The sequence below is a fragment of the Cohnella pontilimi genome (assembly GCF_005049045.1).
Taxonomy (GTDB): domain Bacteria; phylum Bacillota; class Bacilli; order Paenibacillales; family Paenibacillaceae; genus Cohnella; species Cohnella pontilimi.
Genome location: NZ_SUPK01000008.1, coordinates 236,081 through 257,532, shown reverse-complemented (window position 1 = coordinate 257,532; position 21,452 = coordinate 236,081). Strand labels below are relative to the sequence as shown.

Genomic DNA, 21,452 nt, shown 5'->3' with positions numbered 1-21,452 from the left:
TGGGTCCGCTCGCTGTTTAGCAGATGTGTGCTACCTATTTGCGCCGAACGGGTGGGTCCGCTCGCTGTTTAGCAGATGTGTGCTGCCAATTTCTTCGTTCGAGCTGACGGGGTGCCCCGTTGGAATTGGAACTTTATCGATATCCCTCTCGCTCAGGAACCCGGAAGCCGCATTGTTATCGCTTCTGAGCCAAAGGGATAGCGGTAAAAGAAACCGCATCGTTACGGCTTCTGAGCCAAGGGGATAGCTGTAAAAGTCACCGTTGCTAGACTAGCGAACAAATCAAAACGGCGGATCCGCAGATCCGCCGCTCACAATAAAATTATAATTGCGCAAACTCCTTTAAATGGATGACCCGCTTCTCCAAACGGGAACGCTCAGCTGCGAAAGCCATGAGATGACTTTGCACGGACTTTGAGGCCGAGGTCAATCCTTCGGATTGGCCGCCGGTGCGCACGATGCGGAGGAAGTCCTTCATCAGCGCATGATCGCCTCCGCCATGTCCGGCGTGTCCGCCCGGATCTCCGAGCTGAATAATGTCGCGCCGACCGGAGCCGAAACGGATGATCTCGATCTCATTCTTCTCCATGTGCCCGCGAATTTCGCCGGCCGTCCCCATCAGCTTCAACGTGCGGTTGCTCTGCTCGGTGAAGGCGGTCATCGTGAACATCGCCGTCACTTCGTTGGCGAACTCCAGGTTGACCACCTGATGATCGACTACGTCGTTGTCGCAATGATACACGCACCTCCCGTAAGGCCCTTCTTGAAGCGCCTTATACCGGCGCTCATAGCTCGGGTCGTCGCTCGCCGCCGTCGTCATCCAGTTCGGTTCCGGGGTCAAATACCATTTTGGCGCGTAATATGGACACGTATCCGCTACCGGACAGCCGTCGAGACAACGTTTCGGCGCACCGGGAGGAGCTTGATCCGGTCGAAAATGAGACAGCGTGCCGAACGAGGACAAGCTGACGCAGTCGTCCCCCGCCAGCCATAGCAAAATGTCCAAATCGTGGCATGATTTCTGCAGGATCATCGGACTGGATTCCTGCGAGTTGCGCCAATTGCCGCGTACGAAGCTGTGCGCCTGATGCCAATAGCCGACATTTTCGTTATGCTGAATCGTCATGAGCCTGCCGATGGCACCCTCGTCCAACAGTTGCTTCAACGTTTGAAAAAAAGGCGTATATCTCAGCACATGGCAAATCGTCAAAATCCGTCCGTATTTCTGAGCTTGCCGCTCCAGCAGGATACACTCTCGTAGATCCGGGGACATCGGCTTCTCCAGCAGCACGTGGTAGCCTTTCTCCAACGCCAGCATGGCCGGTTCGAAATGCATCTTGTCCATCGTGCAGATCAGTACCGCATCCGCCAGCTTCGGTCGGGACAACAGATCGCGCCAATCCGTGAAACACCCGTCATCGCCGAGTCCATGCAGGCTCTTGATTTTGTCCACTCTTGCCGGGTTTGGATCGGCGACCGCGACGACTTTCGCCTCGCCGCCGTTCACCAAGGCGTAGTTGGTATATACGGTGCCCCGCCCGCCGGCTCCGATCAAGGCGATCGTTACCTGTTCCATCCATCATCCCCCCTGATTGTGTGCTTGCCAAGGAAATCGCACTTCTCGGTTCAAGCCGACTTCTGCTGTGCCATCACTTTGCTGTGTCCGGGCAGGAATAAAGCCGCCGCCAGGTTCGCAGCCGCGATCACAACCATCACAATGAAGATCGCATGCATGCCGCCGACGAGCTGCGTCTTGTTATGCGGATCGATGACGTGCTGATTGAAAATGGTTCCAAATAACGCTACCCCAACGGTTTGACCAAGCGAACGCATAAGCGAATTGGATGCGTTGGCGACGCCTCTCATTTCCCAGCCGACGACCGATTGTACGATGACCGTTGTAGGGGTAGACACAAAGCCCATGCCGAATCCGATGACGATCATAATGCCGACCCAGTACGCATTAGGAGATCCAATGGTGAGAGCCACCAGCCAGGCCGCACCAATCAGCACGATTGCGGAGCCGATTACAACGGATGCCTTGATCCCCATCCGGTACATCAGCCGGCCGACAATATTAGCGGCAAGGGGCCAGGCGAGCGACATCCACATCGCCGTAAGTCCCGAAGTCGTAGCACTCTTGCCGAGCACGGATTGTATCCAAATCGCGGTATAAATGCTCAGCCCCGCCGTAATGCTGAAGGCGAGGAACCCGCTGATGTTGGACACGTTCAACACGCGGCTTTTGAAGATGGACAGGGGGATCATCGGCTCTACTGCCCGTTGTTCAACCCACAGGAACAACGCGAGGAATACGGCCGCCACGATGAACAATCCGATGATCAGCCCCGAATTCCAGGGATGATCTTTGCCGCCGCTGAGCAGCGCATACATGAAAGCCGACAGCGCTACGGTAAACGTCAGCGCACCCCAGTAGTCGATCTTTTTGCGCTGGCGCTCCACATTTTGATGAAGAAATCCGACTACGAGAATAAGCGCGATGATACCGATCGGAATGTTAATGAAAAAGATCCAGCGCCAGGACACGTAATCGACGAAATAACCGCCGATTAGCGGTCCGAGCAGGCCGGCCACCGACCATACGGAACCGAAGACGCCCATCATTTTGCCCCGTTTTTCTCCTGGGAACAAGTCTCCGACAAGCGTAAAGCATACCGGATTGAGCGCCCCCGCCCCGATACCCTGCAGCGCCCGGAAGAAGATCAGCGCGGTCATCGACGTTGCGAATCCGCATAATACGGAGCTCAGGACAAACAACGACACCCCGATTACAAACACAATTTTACGTCCGAACAAATCGGTGAGCTTGCCGAAGATCGGGGTTGTGATACATGTGGTCAGCGTATAAATCGCGAATACCCAGCTGATCGAGCTCAGCCCATGCAATTCATCGGTAATACTTTTGGTGGCCGTCGCCACAACCGTCACATCCAGCGCGCCGATGAACAGCGCGGCCAGAAGCCCGGCGACGACCATGTTAATGTTGGTTGTTTTGGACACAGGTAGAATGGCCTTCCTTCCTCCGTGAAATGAAAAACCGGTCAATTACGCTTGGTCTTCTGCCTGATGCTGATGAATCAAATCTGCCTTCAATTGCCAAGCTTTCTGGCTTAACGTCACACGGAAGACTTCGGGATTCAGCCTCCGCAAATATTCCGGCCAAAACAGCTTCAGCTGTTGTTCGTGATACTGCTGAATCTCCGTGAGCGAAGGCAGCGAATATACCAGCTCCCCCTTCACGAATACCGGCTTGAGCAGCGGAACCGCCTCGAAGTCTTTGATGTATTTGGAAATATAGGGATGGATCGGATCGAAAATCCGGATTCTTTCTCCGCGCCGAACGTCCTCTTCCTCTTGCAGCGCCAAATAACCGGACTCCGCTTTGCCCGTTTTGCGGTTGATGATCCGGTACACTTCCTTGATGCCCGGGTTCGACACCTTTTCCGGGTTGCCGGAAATTTTAATGACCGGTTCCATTCTGCCGTCTTTCTCACGTGCGACCAGCTTGTACACACCGCCCAGCGCCGGTTGGTCCGCGGCTGTAATGAGTTGTGTCCCCACGCCCCATACGTCGATTTTGGCGCCTTGCGCTTTCAAACTGAAAATGATGTTCTCGTCCAGGTCGTTCGATGCCACGATCTTGACGTCGTGCAGCCCGGCTTCGTCCAGCATCGCCCGCGCGCGTATCGACAAATATGCCAAGTCGCCGCTGTCCAGCCGGATGGCGTTCAGCCGCTTGCCGCGTTCTTGCAGCATTTTGGCGGTTCGGATCGCGTTCGGAACGCCGGTTCGCAGTGTGTCGTACGTGTCGACGAGCAGCGTCACCTGATCCGGCAGCGCCTCGGCGTATTCGCGAAACGCATCCTCTTCCGAGTCGTGGCCCTGCACCCAAGAATGAGCGTGCGTGCCGGATACCGGGATGCCGAACAGCATCCCTGCGCGCATGTTAGACGTGGCGTGAAAACCTGCAATATAAGCCGCTCTCGACCCCCAAATCGCCGCATCGGCTTCCTGCGCCCTGCGCGTTCCGAACTCCAGCAGCGTATCACCTTCGGCCGCCTGCTTGACGCGCGCCGCCTTGGTGGCGATCAGCGTCTGGAAGTTCATGAAATTGAGCATTGCCGTCTCAATGAGCATGCCCTCGAATACCGTAGCTTCCACGCGGATCAGCGGCTCGTTCGGAAACACCAGCGTTCCTTCCGGAACGATATACAGGTCGCCCGTAAACCGGAAACGGCGCAGCTCCTCGAGGAATTCTTCCTTGTAATTTTCCGGCTGCTCGCGCAAAAAGGCGATTTCCTCATCTCCGAAACGCAGTGTCCGTATGTATTCCACAATTCGCTCCAGTCCCGCGGCCACCGCAAATCCGTTGCCGAAAGGAAGCTTGCGGAAATAAGCTTCGAACACGGCTTTTTCTTTCCAAGTCCCTTGCACCCAATGCGCGTACATCATATTGATTTCATATTTATCCGTGTGCAGCGTCAGATTACGGCCTTCGTGCATTGTTCCATCACTCCTGATACCGGCTCCCGCCTTCGTCTGTCTTCTCATCTTAACATATGGAGGCAAGTCCCATACTACCGAAAGACAGGCCTGATGTTTTCATGAGAAAACGGAGAAGCAAATTACAATTCGGTCATGAAAGATTCGTCCGGCGGGCTCCCGTGATAGAATCGAAAAGTCGGCCGCACAAAATTTTTATCGCTAACTTGTCGGAGGGATGTATCATCATGTACCGAATTCTCACCTTATTCACACTTCTCATGCTGATTGCCGCCGCCACCGCAGCGCATGAAGCCGCAGCCAAGAATCCCCCTGTGCTAAAGCAAGGAAGTAAAGGTGCAGAAGTGGGGAATCTTCAATTTAGACTGCACACACTCGGATATTTGAAAGTCAACCCGACCGCGCATTACGGAGCTTTGACGCGCAAAGCCGTACAACAATTTCAAAAAGCAAACAGGCTGCCGAGTACCGGCGTCACCGACCTGAAAACCTGGAAGAAGCTGAAGCGGAAATCATTGAGCAAAAAAGAAGTCATTTTACTCGCCCGCGTCATCCATGCCGAAGCTCGGGGCGAAACTTACAAAGGGCAGGTAGCTGTGGGTGCGGTGGTGCTGAACCGGCTGCAGTCGCCATCCTTCCCTAAGACGCTCCAAGGCGTCATTATGCAGCGGAACGCTTTCACAGCCGTGCAAGACGGACAGATCAAGCTGAAGCCGAGCGCCACGGCTTATCAAGCCGCGAAGGCGGCGGTTAAAGGCGATGACCCGACCGGCAATGCGCTTTACTACTGTAACCCAGCGATCAGCAAGTCCAAATGGTTCAAAAATCGACTCGCCACCAAGAAGATCGCCATCAAGAAGATCGGAAATCATGTTTTCACGGTTTAAACCGGTTCGTTTCGTTGCCTGGTTTCCTTTACATTGACATAATTTTCAGGCGGTACAGTTGATACACCCCCACTCGAAAAGTGTAAATGATAGTGGGAGGCGATAACATGAAATTCGAAGCATTCGAGTATCCGGAAACCGTCTCGCTCGGCGAGTTTTTTCACCAATCGGTGAGGAAGGAACTTGGCGGACAAGACAGCGGCAGCGAATTTCTCGAGAAGAGCCCCGCGGAGATGAAATCGGTGGAAGACCTCCATCAAGCGCACGATCAGGCTTGGGATCGATATATTGCAGGGAACAGCTGCTTTCAGTCTTGGGAAGACTTGCAGGCTTCGGACCGTTAACACGACAATCGCCCCTCCCGGCCGTAGAGGCCGGTGAGGGGCGATCTTATTTGGATTACCGATTTAAGGCAGTTGTTTAACCGTCAGCGTAAAGGCTTTCGATTCAAACGCCGTATTGTTGATAATGATGGCCGTCAATGTTACCGTCTTGTCGCCTGTACCTGCCGCCGGGCGAATGACGGTGCCGTTATCCGTAATGACCGCGCTGTTGCTGCTGTACCATACGATCGTGGAACCATTGGCGCCGAGAGCCGGAAGCGTCAGCTTCGACGTAACGCTGCCCGCCGTATCGGTACCGCTGAAGCCGATTTGAAGGATGGCTTTGTCGGCGGCGACTTTTTGCGCGTCGGTAAGCTGCTGCTTCACGACAACGGTGTACGTTTTGACATCCGATACCGTGCTGCTGGCAATCGTCGCCACGAGCGTTACGGTCACATCGCCTTGGCCGGCCGCCGGACGGTTCACCGTTCCGTTATTGGACACGACAGCGGGAGAGCTCGAAACCCAGGTAACAGCCGATCCGTTCGGCCCTGCCGTCGGCAGCGTCAGTTTGCCCGTTACGCTGCTCGCAGAGTCGCCCGTAACGAAGCCGATCGAAAGCGCCGCTTTATCGGCCGCCACTTTCTCCGCGTCCGTCAACTGCGCCTTCACGATCAACGTGAACGCTTTCGAGTCGATCACACCGTTGCTGGTGATCGTCGCCACGAGCGTTACGGTAACATCGCCTTGCCCGACAGCCGGGCGGTTCACTGTTTTACCGTCGTTCGAGATCACGGCAGGTACGCTGGACACCCAGGTGATCGAGGAGCCGTTAGCGCCTTTAACCGCAAGCGTCAACGGAGAAGTCACAGTTGTTGCACTGTCGCTGCCGCTGAATCCGATGGCGAGCGCTGCCTTATCGGCTGCGACGATTTGCGCGTCTATAAGCTGGGCTTTCACGGTCACTTCAAATGTAACCTTTGCGGTGACCGCATTCTTCGTAAGGGTTGCGGTCAACACGACCTTCACGTCTGCGCCGGCCGGACGCACCACTGTCTTGCCGTCGTTCGAAATCACCGCGGTGTTGCTGGATGTCCAGGCGATCGTGGAACCGTATTTGCCCTTCGTCGGTAAAATCAACGCTTGCGTTACGGACGAAATCGTGTCGTTACCGCTGAATCCGATCTTCAGCGCGGCTTTGTCGGCTGCGACGATTTGCACATCCGTTTTCACACGATCTTCATCTTTATCCTCCCGCTTCTGCTTCTGCCTCTCCATGGCGCGTTTGATCGCTTCGCGCGCTTTCTCGTTTTTCACGTGGTCCAATGCGTTTTCCAGTCCGGTCTTCTTGACTTGCTTGCCGTGCTCATTATGTTTCGCCATGGCGGTATTCGTAGCTGCAAGAGATAAAGCCAATACGGATGCGAGTGCAAAATGGATCTTCTTCATTCGATTTACCTGCCTTTCATATGGTTTGAAGACTTTACCATATACATTCGAATGAGCTGGGCAGGTTTAGGGGGGTATTGGCAAAAAAACCCGGGAGAAATTTGAAAATGCAACTATTTACGGTTAATCAATACCGCTTATACATGCCCAACGACTTGGGTGCAGTATATAAAAAACCGAATTGTTGGTATAGCTTATCTGCGGGAACGTCCGCGATTAGGCTCACATAAGCACTTTTCGGTGCATGCTCGTTCAAATACTTGTTGATTTCGGACATGATCAACTTTCCAAGCCCGCGGCCTTGGTGATCGGGGTCGACAACCACATCGACGACTTGAAAAAAGCAGCCGCCATCTCCAATGACTCTGCCCATTCCGATCAGTCGACCCTCTTTTCTTAGTGCAACGCAATGCAGGGAATGACGGAGACCGATTTCGGCCGCCGCCACTTCTTTGCCGCTCATGCCGGCACGATCTCTGATTGCGACATACTCCTCAGGCGCAGGGACTTCATATACAATTTCTACATCCTGACTTGGCATTGACATGCAGTAAGCCTCCAGTTGGTCACATTCTCTCCGCCAGCCATTTCGCATCTTTACCGACGCCTCCGAGCAGGGCGGAGCCTCTTGTTTGCTGCCAGGGAAGGCCTATGAAATACAACCCGTCCACGGCCGTCACTCCCCTTTGATGAATCGGCTTTCCATTGCCGTCTATTACATAGGGGACCCGAATCCAGCTGTAATTCGATCGAAAACCTGTCGCCCAAACGATATTATCCACCGAAACCGGCGAAATGCTGCCCTTCAAGTCGTGCGTGACTTTAAGGAAGTACACATCTCCCTTGAAGGTAACGGTTTTATCAAACATATCGGCGGTTCGGGATTTCAAGCCGATTTTCCCTTGCCTCAGAAGCTCCCGCAATTCCAATCCGAAAATCGGATCGTTCTGCTTTTTCATCCAGCCGCCCATTCGGCTCTCCACATCCGCCTTCAGCATCCCCAGCTTCTTGAACCACCAGAAAATGCTCATCCCGAGCTTCTGCAACGGGTAAAACTTAAGTGGATATCCGATGGACAAATATACTTCTCTGTCTTGGCTCAATTCTACCGCAATTTGCGCTCCTGAATTCCCTCCGCCGACAACGAGCACCGAACCCGGTTTCAGCTGAGACGAATTGCGATATTGAGAGGTGTGCACCTGATACACTTCCGGAGAAACGGCCTTCGCCATCTCAGGGACGAACGGCTTATGGAAAGGCCCTGTGGCGACCACAACCTTCTTCGCCCGATAGTCTCCGCGACTGGTTGCCGCAACGTACATGTTACCGTGCTGCTCTAAAGAATATACGGCAGTCTGAAGTTCGACCGGTAATTGATGAAATTGCATATAATTCTCCAGGTAATCCGCGATTTCATCCTTCGCGGCGTAGCCGTTTCGATTGCCCTTCAACGGAAGACCGGGAAGCCCGCTGAACCATCTCGGAGTAAACAATACCAATGAATCGTACCGTTTTCTCCAGGCTTCCCCCGCTCGATCCTCTTTCCCGAGGATCACGAAGCTTTTATTATGCTGTTTTAAATAGTATCCCATCGCCAGCCCGGCTTGGCCGGCCCCAATGACGAGAACATCGACTTCACGCATGCACGGTCACCTCGCTTTCTTTTAAGTGATCCATTTTGACAAAGTCACTTTTCTTATGAAACGTTGACGACGAACGACGACGTAAACACTTCGTTATTCCGCCTGAACTGTCCCCAAATTTTATAAATCCCGCTCTTCGGAAACTGCGTTTCGAACACCGCGTCCGGCCCCGATCCTTGCCCTTCCTCCGCATGAACGTGCAAGTAGCGCTCTCCATCCTCGGACAAGATCACGACATGGCCGATCGCGCCTAAGTATGGCTGCAAGTCTGTAACCGGCCGATTCGTTCGTTCATCGGCAATCGAAAACTGAAGTTTCGTATCTTGGTTCGCCGCCAGTCGGTCGATCGTCAACTGCACCCGATTCCCCTGTACGACTTGTTCCAGCTTCGAATCGGGTTTAACCGGAACCGGCTGCGCGGTTTTACCGTCGAGCTGAGCCCATGTCATCTTCGTCATGGAATCGCCATCGGCGGGCTTGAAATCAGCGATCAGCCGATATTCACCGCCAGCGGGAAAATCATTCTGAATCTCAAACACACCGTTCCCTTTGTACTCAGGATGGATGTGATTGAAGTAGGACAAGTCTTTGCTGATCACGATGAGATGCAGCAGCTTCTCATGATTGATGTCGAACCGGTCGATCGCCGTGCCGTCTTGCTTCTTGATCTCCAGCCGGATGAGCTTTCCTCCGCCGGTTCCAGACGATTGCCCATCGGCAATCGTCCAAATCGTATTCACGTTGTCCGCATCAATTCTGTTACTCACTTCCGCGATTTTTTCGTCTTCCCATGAAGTTTGGGATCCGCACGCGGATAACATCATGGCCAGCAGAAGAGTCGGCAGCACGATGAACAACAGTCGTTTACTCATATCGAAGCGCCTCGCTTAAACGGGTTTTCGCGGCTCGGGACGCCGGCGAGAAGCTGGAGAACCAGCTGATCAACAAGCCGAACAAACCGATCGCCGTGAGAATGATCCAAGAAACCCCAAACTCGTAGGTCAAGGAGTTAATCTCCAAAAAGGTTGACGTAATATAGATCAGCATGATTCCGAATAGACATCCGATGACGGTCGCTGCGATTCCCATTCCTAAGCCTTCAAGCCGGACCATCCGGATCACTTGGCGCCGGGTAACGCCGACCGCGCGCATCATTCCGAGTTCGCGAATCCGCTCCATAATGTTCATGAGTAAAGTGTTCGTAATGCCGATGCCCGAAATCACGATCGACAAAATGATGAGAAGGTTGACGATGGAGAACGATCCGGTGTAGGTGGCGCCCACGATCGATACCCAGTCTTCCGGTCCGAACATTTCCATCATTCTGGCCCCGAACTTGTCGAACACCCTCTCCCTGAGCTGCAGGGGAGTTGTGGCCTCATCCTTGATGACCAAAGCGTTCTTTTCATACTTGATTCCAAATACGTCGGTAAAGTAATCCTTGCGCATGAAAGCCCCGTAACCGCCATTTTTCATCGTGTCGACTACCGCGACCACTTTGAAGTTCTGCTTGCCGTGGAGGGTCGCCAGCTCGATGCTGTCGCCGATCTTTCCGCCCCAGACGCCGAATGAGATTTTGCTTAAAATGATTTCATTGGGAGCCAGCTGCCCAATCAGCGTACTGTGCTTGGTTCCGCTAACCGAGAAAAGAGGGAAGCGGTCGATCCATTCCGCCCCCACACCGAACACGGGAAGGTTGCGCTTCAGGCCGTTCAAAGTCCAGACGGCGGAATTCACAGGATACGTTTGCGCATCCGCCACGCCGGGGATGTTCTTCAGCTGTTCCAAATCTGTTTTTTCGATGTGGTGAAGATGGATATCCAAATTGCCGCCGTAGGATGAATAAATGACTCTTTCAAAGCTCTGGACGATCGCGGAATTCAAGGAGGCCATCAGGACAATCATTGCGATGCCCAAGCAGAGCACCACCGAGGTCATGGCCGTACGACCCTGATTGCGGTTCAGATTGCGTGCAGCCATGGCTCCGCTGAATCCGAACATCCGGTTGTAAACCGGCTTCAACCAGGCGGCGAACATCCGGAACAGATACGGGAATACCAAAGCGATTCCAATCAGTAAAGGCACGATGAGCAGCAGATGCTTGATGAAAAATCCGGATAGGATGAGCAGCGCACCGAGTACGGCCGGCCATTTTTTGCGCGAAACCTTCTCGGAACGGCTGACCTTCAATACCTCGATCACGCTGACTTTCCCCGCTTGACGGATCGGGTACAAGGCGGCGGCGGCTGGAATGAGCAACCCGGCCAGAAGGGCGACGGCGGCACCTTTGGCGAGAACCGTGCCCACTTCGTCTTGTATATTGAAAATTAAGAAGATCAGCGATTTCAGCAATCCGGCGAATCCGTATCCGAGCAGCAACCCGACGGCCGTTCCGACCACGGAAAGCAGGATCACTTCGTACAAGACCATCCCCTGCAGCTGTTCCGGCGTAAATCCGATCGTCTTCATCGCGGCAAATTCTTTCTTTCGCTCTTTAATGCTGACGTAAAGGGTGTTGAAAATGATAAACGCGCTCAAAGCGATTCCGAGAAATCCGGCGAGATACAGAGCGAGGAAGAACGGATCCGCCTGGTCGAGTGAATCGAAATCGATGACGACCGGCTGCGTGTATACATTTCCGTACCTTTTGACCAGTTCATCGAGCTGCTGCCCGACCGAAGGCAGCTCGGATTCCTGATCGGCCTTCACCTGGACGCTCTGGATTTTACCCGAGAGGCCGAACCAATCCTGCATGACGGACAGCGGAACCGCCACCGACCATGGATGGTACTTTGCCATCATCCAGCTGCTCGGGCCCATGAGCTCCATCGTGTACTTCACGATAGCGGCTACTTTAATTTCACGGAGCCCATTTTCGGTGTCAAAGGCGATCGTATCGCCCACTTTGGTTTTCCAAGCTTTCGCGGTGCGATCCGTGATGACGGCGCCGCCAGACGTTAAGTTTCCGTCGATGACTCTGAAGCCGGTCAGTTTCGTATCGAGGCTGCTGTAACCGGTCAAGTCTACTCTCTTGGAGATTGCGGTGATTCCCTCTTGCTCATAATGGAGCTTCGTGTTTTGCTTCAACACGGCAACAGAAATCGCATGGTCGACTTTCTCGACCGCATGTTGCACTTCTTGTGGGAAGTACGCATCCGTACCGTTAATTTGGTAGTCTGCTTTGCCGAAGGCCTCTTTCAGGTACAGCGGAAACGCCTTTTTTGCGGTATCGATGGATGCAATCACGGCGAACGTAGAGGCAACTCCGATCACAATCGACAAAATGGTGAGCCAGGTTCGAAGCTTGCGGCGCATTAAATTGCGCCATGCCATTTGCCAAAGTTTCATTGCCGGTTCCCTCCGTTCGTTTCTTCTCCTACGACTTCTCCATCCTCAATCCGGATGATGCGATCCGCCGCTTTCGCTGCTTGCGGATCATGTGTCACCATGACGATGGTGATTTGTTCTTCCTTGTTTAATCGGGAGAGGAGCTTCAGCACATCCTCCCCGTTCTTCCGGTCGAGATTGCCGGTCGGCTCATCCGCCAAAATCAGGCTCGGCTTCATCGCAAGCGCTCTGGCGATCGCCACGCGCTGCTGCTGGCCGCCGCTTAATTGCGACGGAAATTGAGACGCTTTGCCTTCAAGATTCACATCCTCCAGCAAACGCTGTACGATCGCTTTGATTTCGGATTTAGGCGCTTTGTTGGCGGCTAGGGAAAGGCCGACATTCTCCGCAACGGTCATCATCGGAAGCAGTTGATAGTTTTGAAAGACGAAGCCGACTTTCTCGCGCCGGAACAACGTTCTTTGTTTCTCGTTCAATTCGTTCAGCTGGATACCGTCAACGGAGATGCTGCCGAAGCTCGGCTCGTCGAGCCCCCCGATCAGTTGCAGCAGCGTGCTTTTGCCGGATCCGCTCGGACCCATGATTGCGATAAATTCACCCTTCCGAATGTGGATATCGTTCTCTTTCAATGCCGCATAGTTTCCTGCTTCCGTAGGGTAAAACTTGGATACTTTCTCGAGACAGATCATTTGTTTTGTTCCTCCGTTTTTCTGGTATGCCACCATCATAAAACGGAGCGCCCCGCACCAACGCGCAAAAGATGACCCGCCACCCGCAAACGAACGACCCCTCCGCGCAAATATTTGCGCCCCTCACGCAAAACGTGGAAAATAAAAAATCCTGCTCAACAGAGCAGGAAATATCCCATATTCGCGCCATTCTCGCTGTAACTTTATTTTGCTAAATTGCAGCCCATACCTAACGTATGGCGCCTTCTCTAGTTTTATTTTGCAAAATTGCAGAGCATTTTCCGCGGAGCGCCTAGAGAAAATGGCGCTGTAGTTTTGCAAAATACAATTGCAGAACGTTCACCCGGCAGAGTCGGCTCTGCAATTTCGTGAAATGCAATTACAGCTCACAAGGGGGGGCAATCTGCGGGTCGGGTCGACCGTCCAGGAATGCTTTCTACAGCTCACAAGGGGGGCAATCTGCGGGTCGGGTCGACCGTCCAGGAATGCGTTCTTTCCTCCCCTTTGCCTTCAGGTACCAGCCACCCTTTATTTTCCAACGACGTGACATGCTTTCTGGCGGTGACATACACGCAATCCAACAATTGCTGAATATCCGGAAGTTTAATGGGACGGTTCAGCATGAGAGCCTTGCGGTATATGTCTCTTTCGAACGCATTCAGCTCATAAGTTTGATTATCGCCAAACAAGCGGCCGACCATTTGCTGAAGCAGTTGCTGCCAAATGCGGGGACGCTCCATCACATCATAGTAACTTAATCGAATAAATTGCCAGCTGTCGTTAAAAAGATGCATCTGACGGACCCATTGGTCACTGAACTGCCTTTTGTCCAACTTTTCATAATGGGTGCCGAATGGATCGACTTCGATGGCAATGAAGAGACCGGCTCGTATGTAGGCAAAATCGAGATACCTTCGACCGCCGAAATAGTCCCAAACCTCGTATTCCGGGTGCAGATATTCAAAATGTCCGAAGGCCGGAAACCACACTCGCTCCGCAAAGGCCTTTTCCGCGTGACCATGTGCCTTCAGGAATCTCCTTCGCGCCTCTCCTTTCAGGCTTTTAAGTTCTTTCTCCAACCATTCCCGATGCTCCTTCTCAAAGCGCACGTCCACCACCATTTCGCCACTCTCCTCTTGAACGCAAAAAAGCGCCGATCGCGATATTCGCGATTCGGCGCATGCTTTGCGTCGGATTCGGACCATTATAGCACCGTAACTACATTTTGCCAACTTGCAGATTCGCCAAAATTTGAGAGAGAGCTGTAGCTTCATTTTGCGAAACTGCAGCACCTAAAACGTGCCCGGGGCAACGAAACAGGCTCTGTAATTTCTCGAAATAGAGTTAGAGAGTGTTCTTCCTCACAACCTCCCTCTGTAATTTGGCAAAGTATAATTGCAGACAAACTCTGTCGCACAAAGCCCAGCTCCCAGCGCGCGTTGTGTACTACATGACGGTCGACCAAATGCCCTGGGAACGTCCCCCTAATACAAATCTTCCGCCGGAAGGATGCCGAGCGCTTTCGCTTTTTTGATAACCTCGACGCGCGAGCCGACGTGGAGCTTCTGGAACAGCTCCGTCAAGCTGTATTCCAGCGACCGTTGGCTGATCATCAGCGTTTGCGAGATTTCCTTATTGCTCTTCCCTTTGGCCAATTCCCGGAGCAGCTTGTCTTCTTCCGCGGTGATCGTCGTTCTATCATTCTCCGTTGCACCCGTCACCACAATCTCCTGGCGCCTCAGCTGCTTCAGAAGCTGCATCGGAATAACGGCTTCCTTCCGGGCCGCAAAACGGATCGTCTGGATCAATTGCTCGCGCGTCGACGTCTTGGCCACAAACCCCGAAATGCCGGACTCCATCAGCAAATTAAAATGCGGCGCAATTTCGAACCCGGAATAAATAAGGATGACCGCATCCGGCACATAATGAAGCACTTTACGGGCCAAATCCGCCCCGTTAATATTCGGCATGTACAAATCCAACAGCATGACGTCAAAATGTTGGACGCGCACGAGATCCGGAACCTTGAACACGTCCGTCTCAATGGTGACGTTCATGTCCGGTTCGGATTCAATTAACATTTTCGTTCCCTCTACGACGGAGCGGTGATCGTCCACCAGCAAGATTTCCATAGTATTCACCTTTATTCTTTAATCGTTTTTAGAAAATGAGATGTTCACATGAAAGCCTTGGCCCAGCGAAGACTGGAATTTCACATGCCCACCCAGGCTGAACACCCTCTTCTCAATCCCGGTAAGGCCCATATTCTGAAATGACCCTTCAAAGGAGGATAAATCCATCCCTTTGCCGTCATCCGAATAAGCAAATTCGACCCGATCGCCGCTGCTGCCGAGTACCATTCGCACTTTCGTCGCCTCCGAGTGCTTGGAAGCATTGTTTAACAGCTCTTGCACGACGCGATACATGCCAAGGATTTGTTCTTCGTCCAGCGGATGGTCGAATGCGTCCGGCGTAAATTCGATTTCATAGTTGGCAAACATTCTCGTATACGATAAAAGGCTTTTTAACGATTCGATCAGTCCCATCTTGAGCAGGAACGGAGGCCGCAGCTCGTTGCACGTAATCCGGATCTGATGAATGGCATCCAGAATCCCCTCCTCGATACGCATCAGCTCTTCCCGGGTGTCTTCTTGGAACTGACGGGTGGAACGCAGCGATTCGAGCTTGCGATACCAAATGATCAAATCCTGCAGCACGGAATCGTGCAGATCGCTGGAAAGCGATGATCGTTCCTTCTCCGACAGCTTGAACAGAAGCCTGAGCATCCATTTCGGCGTTTCATTTTGGGAAACCAAACCTTCGAGGCGCTGCATCAAGTCTTCAATCAGTTGAAGGTTGTCATAAAGGATCGTGACGTAGTGAACTGCCGTTTCCAGCCATTCTTCCTCGATCTTGAGCATGGAGTGGCGGAGCGCGATCCGCAGGTACACCGGCTGTTGTTTCTCTCCGATTTTGACCCAGGTAAGCTTCGAGTTCGTCAAGGTGTGTTCTTGCCCCCTGGGCACTTCCTGAATGGACACATCCTCCACTTGCAGGACATCCTTCACCTCGGCAATTAAGCGCCGCTCCAGCTCCGATACCTTCATCACATTGGCCAGGTCATTCGAAAACCGGTTCAAGCTTTGCTGCAAATACTTATATCTCTCTTCGCTTTGGATCAATTGTCTTTCTTCCAGCTTGCGTTCCGTAATATCTTGAACGATGCCGTGAATGCCGCTCAGCTCACCGTACATAAAAATCGGAACAAACGTGATGTGGACGATCCTTTCACCCTTCCCCGAGTGGGTGAACCGGCATTCGATATCCCTTGACTCACGGAAATGCATCACTTCAAACATGGCCTGCTGAACCGAAGCGTGATCCTCGTCGAACACCAACCCGATGAAACACCGATCGGGCAGTTTGTCGATTTGAATGCCCGTGCTCTCCTCGAAAGCCAGGTTCGCATTGACGAAATATCCGTTTAAATCGATGGAGAACACGCCGTCCAAATTGTTGTCGAATATCGATTTATATCGCTGCTCGCTCTCTTCCAGAGCCAGCTCGGAAAGCTTTTTGTCCGTCACATCCATCAAAATGGCGTCCAAGCGGATCACCTCACCGGTATGATCAAGCAAAGGGTGCATCGTCATTTTCACCCATCGGGTTTCCTGTCCGGGACGGGTGTGCCGGAAAGTATGAACGACGCGAAGCCCTTGATCCAGCTGCTGCTTCACTTCATTCATGAGAAAGCTGTCGTCTTCCGGGTGCATATGTTGATGCATCAGAATCGGCCGGGCCATCAGTTCCTGCTTGGGAATGCCGGACATCTTCGCCAAACTGTCGGAACAAAAGGTGATACGCGTGAAATCTTTGTCCGTCGACATGACCGCGGCGTTCAAATTGTCCATAATGTTCTCCAGCAGCTGCTCCGCCTGTTTGCGTTCCGTCACGTCGCGCACGACGGCCACCACATACTTCACTTCGCCTTGTTCGTCCAAAACCGGGTTTACCCGGGTTTCCACATAAACCAAATGGCCGTCCGCGTGGCACACGCGATAATGGACATCTACCGGCATTTTACTTCGTACAGCCGTGGTATGCGATACCCATACACGATCCCTGTCGTCCGGATGAATAATGCTGAAGGCATCGACGCCTTCATAGTCCGTCAGGTTGTATCCGGCCAGCGAGGAGATGGAAGGTGTTACGTAGCGGACGAGCCCGTCAGGCTCGACCACCACAATCGTATCCAGCGTATTATCCGCAATAATTTTGTACATTTCCGTTTGGTCCTGGTAATTGTTCATCCGTTCTTCTCCCATGGTCAGGTTGAACGCCGCAAAATGTAACCGCTGTAATCATTATAATTCATCCGGAAAGCGTTAACGCGCAAAAAAATAGCGGGCATCCGCAAATTCCGAACCCCGCATCGGTTTTCATCTATTTGAAAATCGGCTTTCTCCTGTGTTTGGTGCGCTGCTCGAAGGCATATGCCATCCGGATGAGGGCAGGCTCACTGAACGCTTTTCCGGCAAACGTGATCCCGAATGGCCTGCCGCTTGGCTTAAATCCTGCAGGTACCGCTACGGACGGATAACCGGCTCTGGCAGAAATATCGGCTCCAATATAGGAAGGAAAAAGAGTGGCGTCGAGTTCGTACTTTTCCAGGGCATAATCGAGGCCTTCTTTTCGTGCGTAATAGAGGTCGGAAACCCATTCCAATATAGATTCCGGGTTCCTAAGCGGGTGATTCAGCACTGCTCTGTGCTTTAATTTGTCCTGTCCATACTTGAGAGCCTTGTCGGCACTGGACTCGTTCCACTCCACAAGCTCCTGTAAAGAATGGACCGGCGACGCCGGCGGAAGGGCCCGCAAATAATTCTCCACGCCATGCGCGAACTCGTGTCTTACTTTGGTCCAACCCCACTCTCTGTGAAACGATGGAATTTCAATCGAATCGATGACTTGGGCACCAGCTTGCTTCAGTTCATCTACGGCCTGCTGGAACAAGCGCTCATCATATTCTTCCTCATCGTTGAACATCTCGAGCGTGAAATTCCGATAGACTCCTATTCTCGCGGATCTTAGTCCTTCCGAATCCAAAAAAGCACGATAGTCCATTACCGAACCGTTCATTCTCCAGGTCGCCGGGTCGTTATCGTCTTTTCCGGCCAGTACGCCTAATAGGATCGCCGCATCCGTTACGGTCCTGCCCATCGGTCCTGCAGTATCTTGCGAGTAGGAGAACGGAATGACACCTGCGCGGCTGATTAAGCCTACGGTCGGCTTGATTCCGACGATGGAGTTTTGAATTGCGGGGCTGAGAATGGAAGCCGATGTCTCCGTTCCAACCGACACCGACGTCAAATTAGAGGCAACCGAAACCGCCGAGCCCGAGCTGGATCCGCCGACAAAAAATTCACCGTACGGATTACGCGTTTGTCCGCCGTGTGCGCTGTATCCGGCCCACATCTCCGACGACATTCCGTTCGCCCATTCGGTCAAGTTGGTTTTACCCAGAATGACGGCGCCGGCCGCCCGCAGCTTTTGAACAAGAAAAGCGTCTCGGGAGCTGACATGGTTCTGTAAAGCCAACGCCCCGGCCGTTGTGCGCATTTTGTCGCCCGTTTCGATGTTGTCTTTGAGCAAAACCGGAATCCCGTGTAATGGACTGCGGGCTCCTTTGGCTTTGCGTTCCTCATCCAATGCTTCCGCGATAAACACCGCATCTGGATTCAATTCGATGACGGAATTTAACATAGGTCCACTTTGATCGTATGTAGCAATGCGATAAAGATAATACAGGACCAGCTCCTTCGACGTTAGGGTCCCGTTGTCCATGGCGGCCTGCAACTCGGGAATCGTCGCTTCTTCCACTAGCTTATCGTAACTCTGAAAATAGCTGTCCATAGATTCTCCTAAGAATAACCGCATAAGTTTTAATAGATTACAAGTAATGAATCGAAACTTCACTCCGAATGAACAACCGGGCGTTGAAGCCGGCTTGGCCAATCCCTGCAGAGATATAGAACGGGCCATACTCTCCTTGATGCAATCCTTTGTAAATCCCGCTGGCTGCGAGCACGCCCTTGTTGACGAATCGAAAGAAGAAGGGGATGTTGAACTGCTTGCCGTGGAGATGGCCGGCCATCAAGTAGGTATACTTGCGCTTCATATGAAGCACCAGTTCAGGCGTGTGGGTTAACACAATTGAAGGTTTGCGGGAATCGACCAGACGATAAGCTTCATCGACTTTGCTTTTCTTGCTCGTGAAATCGTCTATCCCGATGATTTGAACACTGGCTGTCTCGGTGGATTCGTTCCTCAAAACCTTCACACCGGCATTTTCCAACATCTGCACAAGTCGCTGCAAACCCATGGCGGACAGCTTGTAATCATGGTTGCCCAATACGGCGAACACGGGGATGCCTAGGGAACAAATCGCTTCCGCGTATTGCCTCACTTTGGACAAGTATTTGGAATTCCTCGTAAAGTCGCCGGTGAGAAAAATGTAGTCCGGTTTTTCCTGTCGGATCAATCGTTTCAGTCTTCCGCAGCCGATCCGAAGCCTCTCCACGTGAAGGTCGCTGATTTGCAAGATTCGGATACCCAAGCCGCAAGGGTAATGAATCCTCTCCACCTTGAGCCACTGGGTCGGAACGATAAATAGAAGATCAATCAAGATCGCCGCGAACAATAAGTAAAGGATGAGCATAGGAATCGTCCCCTGCCGAGGTAAGATGCTGCACGCCTTTATCATACATCAGCCATCTTGGAAATGCAGTGAGCAAGTAAGTATTTGCAACGAAGAGAGCAGATGGTACGATAACACCTGAAACTGAATTGACATGACATTCTGCCTTGGAGTGATGGTGTGAAGCGTTATTTTCTTCTCTTCTTGCTTTTATTTGCGATGTGGGCGACGAATCCTACTTTGGACAATTTCGCCGATTACGCGGTTGAGAAATACCGGGAGGCTAACCCTGAAACAAACAGCGGTCTGCTCGGTTTCTTCACGGATAGTTTCGGAGCCGAAGCGATTAAACTGATGACCACAGCAGACGACTATAAAATTTTCACCATTTTCACTGTCCATAACGGAACCGAGAAAGTGAAAATCATCGGGGCTTTTAAAAAGGTTTTCTTTCGACTTTAGATAAAACAAAGAAAGCCGGCTTCGAGGGAGCTCCGGCTTCTTTTCATGAAGGATTCATACGATCAGCCCTTAGGCCTCACCAATACCGCGGCCAGGAAAGAAAAGATGATCGCGGCGGAGATCCCGGCGCTCGTCACTTCGAAAATGCCCGTTATAGCGCCAATCCAGCCGTCGCTCCGCAACTCCTGCAGCGCTCCGTGCACCAGCGAGTTGCCGAAGCTTGTAATCGGCACTGAGGCTCCGGCGCCCGCGAACTTAATGAGCGGGTCGTAAAGGCCGAGCCCGTCCAAAACGGCACCCAGCACGACCAATGAGGTCATCGTATGCGCGGGCGTCATTTTGAACACGTCAAAGCATATTTGTCCGATCACGCAAATCAATCCGCCTAGGAGAAAAGCCCAAAGAAAAATCATTTCGGCTCCACCTCGCCTTCGATGGATACGGCATGTGCGATGCATGGAATGCTTTCCCCTTGTTGATACGAAATCGGGGAGAGCAGCGCGCCCGTGGCGACAACCAAAATCCGTCTCAATTCCCCTTTCCTCATCCGTTTGAGCAAGTGTCCGTAAGTCACGACCGCGGAACATGCGCAACCGCTCGCTCCGGCTTGTACCTGTTGTTTTTGGTAATCGTAGATCAGCATGCCGCAATCTTGATATTGGGTTTGTTCGATCGGAAATTTATGCTTGTTGAACAAATCGTTGGCGATCGCATACCCGATTTTGGATAAATCACCCGTCACAATCAGATCATAATAACCGGGTTCGAGCTGCATGTCCCGAAAATGGGCTTCAATCGTATCCACCGCCGCCGGTGCCATCGCCGCCCCCATATTGAAAGGGTCTTTGATCCCCATGTCGACGATCCTGCCGATCGTGGCGGAAGTGACATGGAGGCCTTGCCCTTCCTGCGACAACACGCACGCTCCGGCTCCGGTAACGGTGAATTGTGCGGTAGGAGGCTTCTGCGATCCGTATTCGGTGGGATAACGGAATTGCTTCTCCGCCGAAGCATTGTGGCTGCACGCTCCGGCAAGCGCAAATTGTGCCGATCCTGAGTTGACGATCATGGCGGCTAAAGCCAAACTTTCCATCGAGGTGGAGCAGGCTCCGAACACCCCGATATAAGGAATGGTTAACGTACGGGCGGCGAAGCTGGTGCTGATGATCTGATTCATCAGGTCGCCGCCGATGTAGAAGTTCACTTGCTCTTTGGTCAAGCCCGCGTTCTCAATGGCCAGCTTCCCGGCTTCCTCCATCAGGGTGCGCTCCGCTTTTTCCCAGCTGTCTTGACCGGCCATCAAATCTCCGTGCACGATGTCGAAATCGTTCGACAGCGGACCTTGTCCTTCGAAAGGACCGACTACGGTGGCTGCTGCACGTATAACCGGTTTTTTTTCAAATATCCAGCTTTGATGTCCTTTCAACATG

19 protein-coding genes are annotated in these 21,452 nt (G+C 52.6%); 3 read left to right on the top strand and 16 right to left on the bottom strand.

Features of this window, described 5'->3' with window-relative positions; all coding sequences use genetic code 11:
* Positions 1-322: 322 nt before the first annotated feature.
* The 3 genes from E5161_RS16995 to E5161_RS16985 are packed head-to-tail and all read right to left on the bottom strand — an operon-like array spanning position 323 to position 4,524.
* A complete protein-coding gene (locus E5161_RS16995; protein ID WP_136779033.1) occupies positions 323-1,576 on the bottom strand; it encodes a Gfo/Idh/MocA family protein in 1,254 nt (417 codons plus the stop codon).
* A 50-nt stretch (positions 1,577-1,626) separates the two neighbouring features.
* On the bottom strand, positions 1,627-3,021 hold the full coding sequence (locus tag E5161_RS16990) for an MDR family MFS transporter (protein WP_211246755.1): 1,395 nt from the start codon (positions 3,019-3,021) through the stop codon (positions 1,627-1,629).
* A 45-nt stretch (positions 3,022-3,066) separates the two neighbouring features.
* The gene (locus tag E5161_RS16985; protein ID WP_136779032.1) at positions 3,067-4,524 is read right to left on the bottom strand and encodes a nicotinate phosphoribosyltransferase; all 1,458 of its coding nucleotides are present in this window, start codon (positions 4,522-4,524) and stop codon (positions 3,067-3,069) included.
* Between the two features lie 227 nt (positions 4,525-4,751).
* Between E5161_RS16985 and E5161_RS16980 the strand changes: the two genes are divergently transcribed.
* Together E5161_RS16980 and E5161_RS16975 are read left to right on the top strand one after the other, a co-directional pair.
* Positions 4,752-5,411, top strand: coding sequence for a cell wall hydrolase (locus tag E5161_RS16980; protein ID WP_136779030.1), 660 nt, complete (start codon positions 4,752-4,754; stop codon positions 5,409-5,411).
* Between the two features lie 107 nt (positions 5,412-5,518).
* Positions 5,519-5,755 carry a hypothetical protein gene (locus E5161_RS16975; protein WP_136779029.1) on the top strand — a complete coding sequence of 79 codons (237 nt, stop codon included), beginning with the start codon at positions 5,519-5,521 and terminating at the stop codon, positions 5,753-5,755.
* 63 nt (positions 5,756-5,818) lie between these two features.
* On the opposite strand, the gene E5161_RS16970 is transcribed toward E5161_RS16975, so the two are convergent.
* The 11 genes from E5161_RS16970 to E5161_RS16920 form a co-directional block, all read right to left on the bottom strand.
* Complete coding sequence (locus E5161_RS16970) at positions 5,819-7,183, bottom strand: immunoglobulin-like domain-containing protein (protein WP_136779027.1); 1,365 nt, start codon at positions 7,181-7,183, stop codon at positions 5,819-5,821.
* A gap of 127 nt (positions 7,184-7,310) precedes the next feature.
* A complete protein-coding gene (locus E5161_RS16965; RefSeq protein ID WP_136779026.1) occupies positions 7,311-7,730 on the bottom strand; it encodes a GNAT family N-acetyltransferase in 420 nt (139 codons plus the stop codon).
* Positions 7,731-7,749: 19 nt separating this feature from the next.
* Positions 7,750-8,826 (bottom strand): flavin-containing monooxygenase, encoded by a 1,077-nt coding sequence (locus E5161_RS16960; protein WP_136779025.1) that lies wholly within the window; start codon positions 8,824-8,826, stop codon positions 7,750-7,752.
* A 53-nt stretch (positions 8,827-8,879) separates the two neighbouring features.
* A complete protein-coding gene (locus E5161_RS16955) occupies positions 8,880-9,698 on the bottom strand; it encodes a hypothetical protein (RefSeq protein ID WP_136779023.1) in 819 nt (272 codons plus the stop codon).
* On the bottom strand, positions 9,691-12,174 hold the full coding sequence (locus tag E5161_RS16950) for an FtsX-like permease family protein (RefSeq protein WP_136779022.1): 2,484 nt from the start codon (positions 12,172-12,174) through the stop codon (positions 9,691-9,693). The genes E5161_RS16955 and E5161_RS16950 overlap by 8 nt, the downstream gene beginning before the upstream one ends.
* On the bottom strand, positions 12,171-12,863 hold the full coding sequence (locus E5161_RS16945) for an ABC transporter ATP-binding protein (RefSeq protein ID WP_136779020.1): 693 nt from the start codon (positions 12,861-12,863) through the stop codon (positions 12,171-12,173). Before E5161_RS16945 ends, E5161_RS16950 begins: the two co-directional genes overlap by 4 nt.
* A 443-nt stretch (positions 12,864-13,306) precedes the next feature.
* Complete coding sequence (locus tag E5161_RS16940; protein ID WP_136779019.1) at positions 13,307-13,984, bottom strand: DNA-binding response regulator; 678 nt, start codon at positions 13,982-13,984, stop codon at positions 13,307-13,309.
* A gap of 363 nt (positions 13,985-14,347) precedes the next feature.
* Complete coding sequence (locus E5161_RS16935) at positions 14,348-14,995, bottom strand: response regulator transcription factor (RefSeq protein ID WP_136779017.1); 648 nt, start codon at positions 14,993-14,995, stop codon at positions 14,348-14,350.
* Between the two features lie 18 nt (positions 14,996-15,013).
* Positions 15,014-17,173, bottom strand: coding sequence for a sensor histidine kinase (locus E5161_RS16930; RefSeq protein ID WP_246042362.1), 2,160 nt, complete (start codon positions 17,171-17,173; stop codon positions 15,014-15,016).
* A 133-nt stretch (positions 17,174-17,306) separates the two neighbouring features.
* Complete coding sequence (locus E5161_RS16925; RefSeq protein ID WP_136779014.1) at positions 17,307-18,776, bottom strand: amidase family protein; 1,470 nt, start codon at positions 18,774-18,776, stop codon at positions 17,307-17,309.
* A 37-nt stretch (positions 18,777-18,813) separates the two neighbouring features.
* The gene (locus tag E5161_RS16920) at positions 18,814-19,581 is read right to left on the bottom strand and encodes a metallophosphoesterase (RefSeq protein WP_136779012.1); all 768 of its coding nucleotides are present in this window, start codon (positions 19,579-19,581) and stop codon (positions 18,814-18,816) included.
* A gap of 159 nt (positions 19,582-19,740) precedes the next feature.
* Between E5161_RS16920 and E5161_RS16915 the strand changes: the two genes are divergently transcribed.
* Positions 19,741-20,022, top strand: coding sequence for a hypothetical protein (locus tag E5161_RS16915; RefSeq protein ID WP_136779011.1), 282 nt, complete (start codon positions 19,741-19,743; stop codon positions 20,020-20,022).
* Between the two features lie 62 nt (positions 20,023-20,084).
* Here the strand turns inward: E5161_RS16915 and spoVAE are convergent, their stop codons facing one another.
* Together spoVAE and spoVAD are read right to left on the bottom strand one after the other, a co-directional pair.
* The gene (gene spoVAE, locus E5161_RS16910; protein ID WP_136779010.1) at positions 20,085-20,435 is read right to left on the bottom strand and encodes a stage V sporulation protein AE; all 351 of its coding nucleotides are present in this window, start codon (positions 20,433-20,435) and stop codon (positions 20,085-20,087) included.
* Positions 20,432-21,451 carry a stage V sporulation protein AD gene (spoVAD, locus tag E5161_RS16905; RefSeq protein WP_136779009.1) on the bottom strand — a complete coding sequence of 340 codons (1,020 nt, stop codon included), beginning with the start codon at positions 21,449-21,451 and terminating at the stop codon, positions 20,432-20,434. Before spoVAD ends, spoVAE begins: the two co-directional genes overlap by 4 nt.
* Between the last annotated feature and the right edge of the window lies 1 nt (position 21,452).

Coding starts and splice junctions, on each gene's coding strand:
- E5161_RS16995 (WP_136779033.1), bottom strand. CDS start 1,576: ATGGAACAGGTAACGATCGCCTTGATCGGAGCCGGCGGGCGGGGCACC.
- E5161_RS16975 (WP_136779029.1), top strand. CDS start 5,519: ATGAAATTCGAAGCATTCGAGTATCCGGAAACCGTCTCGCTCGGCGAG.
- E5161_RS16950 (WP_136779022.1), bottom strand. CDS start 12,174: ATGAAACTTTGGCAAATGGCATGGCGCAATTTAATGCGCCGCAAGCTT.
- E5161_RS16980 (WP_136779030.1), top strand. CDS start 4,752: ATGTACCGAATTCTCACCTTATTCACACTTCTCATGCTGATTGCCGCC.
- E5161_RS16920 (WP_136779012.1), bottom strand. CDS start 19,581: ATGCTCATCCTTTACTTATTGTTCGCGGCGATCTTGATTGATCTTCTA.
- E5161_RS16955 (WP_136779023.1), bottom strand. CDS start 9,698: ATGAGTAAACGACTGTTGTTCATCGTGCTGCCGACTCTTCTGCTGGCC.
- E5161_RS16925 (WP_136779014.1), bottom strand. CDS start 18,776: ATGGACAGCTATTTTCAGAGTTACGATAAGCTAGTGGAAGAAGCGACG.
- E5161_RS16960 (WP_136779025.1), bottom strand. CDS start 8,826: ATGCGTGAAGTCGATGTTCTCGTCATTGGGGCCGGCCAAGCCGGGCTG.
- spoVAE (WP_136779010.1), bottom strand. CDS start 20,435: ATGATTTTTCTTTGGGCTTTTCTCCTAGGCGGATTGATTTGCGTGATC.
- spoVAD (WP_136779009.1), bottom strand. CDS start 21,451: ATGTTGAAAGGACATCAAAGCTGGATATTTGAAAAAAAACCGGTTATA.
- E5161_RS16945 (WP_136779020.1), bottom strand. CDS start 12,863: ATGATCTGTCTCGAGAAAGTATCCAAGTTTTACCCTACGGAAGCAGGA.
- E5161_RS16970 (WP_136779027.1), bottom strand. CDS start 7,183: ATGAAGAAGATCCATTTTGCACTCGCATCCGTATTGGCTTTATCTCTT.
- E5161_RS16930 (WP_246042362.1), bottom strand. CDS start 17,173: ATGAACAATTACCAGGACCAAACGGAAATGTACAAAATTATTGCGGAT.
- E5161_RS16985 (WP_136779032.1), bottom strand. CDS start 4,524: ATGCACGAAGGCCGTAATCTGACGCTGCACACGGATAAATATGAAATC.
- E5161_RS16935 (WP_136779017.1), bottom strand. CDS start 14,995: ATGGAAATCTTGCTGGTGGACGATCACCGCTCCGTCGTAGAGGGAACG.
- E5161_RS16940 (WP_136779019.1), bottom strand. CDS start 13,984: ATGGTGGTGGACGTGCGCTTTGAGAAGGAGCATCGGGAATGGTTGGAG.
- E5161_RS16965 (WP_136779026.1), bottom strand. CDS start 7,730: ATGTCAATGCCAAGTCAGGATGTAGAAATTGTATATGAAGTCCCTGCG.